At 41.0% G+C, this 4,645-nt stretch carries 7 protein-coding genes; all 7 read right to left on the reverse strand.

Annotated features, from left to right (window positions below):
- Nucleotides 1–162: 162 nt before the first annotated feature.
- A complete protein-coding gene (locus tag CAG69_RS03485; RefSeq protein ID WP_161442744.1) occupies nt 163–675 on the reverse strand; it encodes a DUF4145 domain-containing protein in 513 nt (170 codons plus the stop codon).
- Between the two features lie 155 nt (nt 676–830).
- Nucleotides 831–1,601: a hypothetical protein gene (locus tag CAG69_RS03495; RefSeq protein WP_161442746.1), complete on the reverse strand. Its 771-nt coding sequence runs from the start codon at nt 1,599–1,601 to the stop codon at nt 831–833.
- 149 nt (nt 1,602–1,750) lie between these two features.
- Nucleotides 1,751–2,122, reverse strand: a complete 372-nt coding sequence (locus CAG69_RS03505) for a hypothetical protein (protein WP_045381734.1) — start codon at nt 2,120–2,122, stop codon at nt 1,751–1,753.
- A 135-nt stretch (nt 2,123–2,257) separates the two neighbouring features.
- Nucleotides 2,258–2,719 (reverse strand): hypothetical protein, encoded by a 462-nt coding sequence (locus CAG69_RS03515; protein ID WP_140260150.1) that lies wholly within the window; start codon nt 2,717–2,719, stop codon nt 2,258–2,260.
- Nucleotides 2,720–2,884: 165 nt separating this feature from the next.
- Nucleotides 2,885–3,301 (reverse strand): lysozyme inhibitor LprI family protein, encoded by a 417-nt coding sequence (locus tag CAG69_RS03525; RefSeq protein WP_161442748.1) that lies wholly within the window; start codon nt 3,299–3,301, stop codon nt 2,885–2,887.
- Between the two features lie 707 nt (nt 3,302–4,008).
- Nucleotides 4,009–4,311, reverse strand: coding sequence for a type II toxin-antitoxin system RelE/ParE family toxin (locus CAG69_RS03540; RefSeq protein ID WP_025527253.1), 303 nt, complete (start codon nt 4,309–4,311; stop codon nt 4,009–4,011).
- Nucleotides 4,299–4,556, reverse strand: a complete 258-nt coding sequence (locus tag CAG69_RS03545; protein WP_005445660.1) for a type II toxin-antitoxin system Phd/YefM family antitoxin — start codon at nt 4,554–4,556, stop codon at nt 4,299–4,301. Before CAG69_RS03545 ends, CAG69_RS03540 begins: the two co-directional genes overlap by 13 nt.
- Between the last annotated feature and the right edge of the window lie 89 nt (nt 4,557–4,645).

Here is a 4,645-nt window from a genome sequence, read left to right on the forward strand (position 1 = left end):
TTCTGCTTTAGCTGCGTTTTCCTCGTTGGCAACTAACGCCCTGTTAAGGTGTGAGCGACGCAATACCGAAGCTCCCGCATACCACCTTAAACACTAAAACCAACGCATAGTAAAAATGCCACGCGTTGCGAATCACTCTTAAACAGTTTGTTAAATGCGTGGCTAATTTTTACCATCAAGCCATTCAGATACAGCAAAAAAATACTCGATAGCCTCTGAGCCATGTGTGTCTTTGCTGCCTTGTTTAAGTATTCGTGTTATGTCTTGAACTAACTGGTTCCCCTTAATTAGCGCATCCATTTCACACATGATGTTTGCTCTAAAAGCCAAACGCCCACTCTCACTAGACAAGAGTTTTTCATGTTCTATGCAGATACTATGAGCAATGTTATTTCTTGCCTTCCTAGCGGCGTGAATACTGTCCTCTGAATGCGTTGGTAAACTGTACTCAGATACCAATGACCGAATTTTTTCATACAAAGTACCTGACTTCAAAAGCATGTAGACCTCGAATGAAAACTCATTATTTGTGCTCACAACATCTGTCAAATGAGCCAACGTTCTACAGTTGTGTTCAAAATCTGTAGCGTATGCTAACGCACGACCAAGAAGTGCATATGATTCAGAGATTTCTAGATTTGTACTTGGCATTGGTAATAATGGATGTGATGTCATTGATTCCTACTTTTACCGAGAAGCATTTAACGCCCTGTTAAGGTGTGAGCAACGCAATACCGAAGATTCTGCATACCACCTTAAACACCAAACACAACGCATAGTAAAAATGCCAAGCGTTGCGAATCACTCTTAAACAGTTTGTTATATGCGTATTAAATAGATCGTCGACTTTTAACCCAATTGTCTTTTCTTACAACGATACCAAGCTTATTGATGTCACTATTTAATCTCATACTCGGTTTATCAAATGCGTCTTCAGGTGTTTGCCCTTTTCTAAGACGAGCACAAACCGTTGAATAAGTAACTTGTGGATTGATACGAGCATATGCACTACGTATAGAAGGATAATGAACTTGGTTAACAGTAACAGATTTCGAATTCCCGAACCCTTCTCCGTGCCCTTCCAAGGTCTTTTTGACTATTATTTGGTATCCGTTCTTATCCACCCACTCAAAATCAATGATATTAAACTGGCGTACACCAATAGCATCTTTGCCCCATACAACGTAATAGGAATTAGCCTCATCGTGTAGAGTGATTTCTTGGAGTTTTTTTCCACCAGACATACCACTAGCACGCCAAAGATCCCAACCACATTGTTCTGAATACGAATACATCAAACTAGCAGAAGTTTCAGAGACAGATTCAACCTTTCCTGAAATCACCTTATTGCCATCGCGAACTGTTGGGTGCGGGTAGTTTTTATATTGTTTTTCCAGCCAGTCGCAAAGAGCAACATCTATCAATTTCTGAGTGAAAATTGAGATTTGATGAGAATTCGACTCAATCCAAGATTCATCTACACCGCAGTTTTTACATGTAAGCAGCAATTTTTGATAAAAGTCAGCAGCTTTAATTTTTCCATTCTGCTCAATTACTAGTAGAGCGTATGGTCTCAAAAATTCAATTAATTCTTTACTCATAACTTCCTTCACTTGAAAGCATATAACGCCCAGTTAAGGTGTGAGCAACGCAATACCGAAGCTCCCGCATACCACCTTAAACACTAAACACAACGCATAGTAAAAATGCCACGCGTTGCGAATCACTCTTAAACAGTTTGTTATACGAATTACTCCAGCTGCCAAATCTCTGTAGATTTAAATGCATACATATACAACGGATACAGGTAAACAAACATTAGTCCCATTCCTGTAACGAAAAAGAACAAGGTTCCCGGGCTTAGATAAGTCAGTAAGAAGAACACACTAAATATCGCAAAGCCCAGCATGGAAAGTGCATTTATCCCAAAGATGATGATCGCTAGCACTTTGCTACCGACAGCAACTCGATAACTGAAGCCGTAGAAGCTGACAAGAGATATTGCGGATATAAATGAGCCTATAAATGCTCCAATACTTAACTCTTCAGAAAACGGGAGTTGAATAATGCTTAAAACCGTTAAGAAACACATTACCCAGAATACAAACTTCCACTTTTTCACGAATCCTCCTCATTCGTATAACGCCTTGTTAAGGTGTGAGGCACGCAATACCTATGCTTCCGCATACCACCCTAAACACTAAACCCAACGCATAGCAAAAATGCCACGCGTGCCGAATCACGCTTGAACAATTTGTTATAACTCATCTTGCTGAGGTGTAGAAAAGCTATTTTTGCAAACTGGGCACGCCCAGATATAGCTACTTGTAGAAAACGAACCTACTGCGACCACACCATTACATTTATGATGAAGCGTAATAAGTTTGTCATTAGCCTCAAAGCATGATGTACACCATGGACCTTCGCCATATGGCTCAATTTCAGTACCTTTAGGTAATAGGAAGTTTCCATCTCGTCTCACAAGTGTTGCAAGAGATTTCTTGCTCTCGAGTTCTTCGATCTTACGTTTCAATGTCAAAATCTGATCTTGTGCATCGATGAACTGCAATTTCGCTTCTGCTAAATTTCCCATTAAATCCGCAAGTTTCAATTTTATTTGGGCCTCTTCCAGCGAAGATGAAGCATTTTGCACTTCACGTCCTATATCAATTGCAGTTTTAATTGAGCTTAAACCCGCTGTGATTGTCGCAATATCCAATATAAACCTCCGAACATGAAAATGAGTTATAACGCCCTGTTAAGGGGTGAGCAATGCAATACCGATGCCACCGCATACCACCTTAATCACTAAAAACAACGCATAGTGAAAATGCCACGCGTTGCGAATCCCTCTTGAACAGTTTGTTATGTGCGTGGTTGAAACCTACTCTACACTTGGCTCCGGTAAAACTGGTGGTGTACTGTCCATATAAGTTAAAAAGTTTTCCCATAACTCGTGCGTTCTTTGTTTAGTTAACTTAGTTTTGCACGATATCGCCATAATTCCACGAATAGTTCCATCACGCCATTGCGTATAAACCGAATCACAGTGAGAGGACATATATGCTTGCCAATCCTGTTGCGCAAGCTTAAGCGCTGCGATCAGTTCTGGGTCATGAGAGTTATGCTCGAAACTAGCGCTTAGATATTTGTCTAATTTAACTTGTGCTGACTCTAGTTCAATAGCGGCACATTGGTTTATCTCGATTGTGGTCATCGCATTATTACAGTCAATGGACTCTTCTTCAGCAAGAGCACCAAATGAAAGGCTAGCTAATATCATGATTAGACACTTATTCATCGTTTTCTCCGAAAGCACATAACGCCCAATTAAGGTGTGAGGCGCGCAATACTGAGGCTGCCGCATACCACCTTAATCACCAAAACCAACGCATAGTAAAAATGCCACGCGTGCCGAATCACTCTTAAATTGTTTGTTAGTACGCTGTTCCAAAACCTTTTGGTTTGCACCAAGATATTGAAATATAGCACGAAACTGTTGGATTAAAACGCCGAAGCCAAACGGATAACTGTCAAGCTAGAACTCAATCTCAAAACACAAGTTGGCTAGAAGAAAAACTTGCTTAAATGACCTATTTTCACCGTTTTCAAATTAGCAAAGAATACGGGCTTCAGAACTAAACAACCGCGCCAAAGAAACTCGTTTGTTGATGAAAATTTCTCAACACCAAAGAAACCGCAACAGAGAAATAGCCCGAAAGTTAGAAGCCGTAAACGGTGAAATCAAAGCGATTAGAACTCATATAGTGCCACCGGAAAGAACGTGAAAGGCACGCCAGTTCAGGTGTAAAACTTGGGTAAGAAACCAATAAACACTGAAACTTTTAACCTTTGATGCTAACCCCGTACTAACGCCCTGTTAAGGTGTGAGCAATGCAATACCGATGCCGCCGCATAACACCTTAAACACTAAACGCAACGCATAGTAAAAATGCCACGCGTTGCGAATCACTCTTAAACAGTTTGTTAGCCGCTCATTCCCAAAGGTTATTGCTTGCTCAATAGGAACTTACGCAAGTCTCTCTCAGCACGCATAACAAACAGAATAAATACTTTGTCGCCGTCTTGTTTATAGAAAACGCGGCACGGATTAACTACAACTTCACGATAACTTAGATGTTCTAGTTCAGGCGGAATGCGACCCGATTCAGGGAAAGCCTCTAAGCGCTCGACTTTAGAAAAGATCGTTTGAACCAATTGTTTTGCAGCTACGATATTTTCAAGTGCGATGTATTCAGCGATATCATTAAGGTCGGATAGCGCTGGCTCAGTCCAGATTATTTCAGCCATTTTGACATTTTGCCCTTGGCTTCATCGTGACTCACCACTTTACCGTCAGCTAATGCACGTTCACCTCGTGCAATCCCCTCCAGAATCGCCAAACGATTTTGCATAAACTCGTAATCATCAACATCAACCAGATATGCCGATGGCTTACCATGTTCGGTAATTAACACTGGTTCTTTAGTGTCGTGGAGATCGGCAAGGATCTTTGTTGCTTGGCGTTTGAGTGATGTAACTAGTTCTACTTTCATGAGAGCTGCTCCAAAGGAATACTAAAGTGATACTATTCTATCACTTTGAGTATAGCAAGCTCCATGACGGCTAACGCCCTGTTAAGGGG

It is taken from the genome of Vibrio sp. V43_P6S15P86 (genome assembly GCF_009904725.1).
In the GTDB taxonomy this organism is placed as follows: Bacteria; Pseudomonadota; Gammaproteobacteria; order Enterobacterales; family Vibrionaceae; genus Vibrio; species Vibrio diabolicus.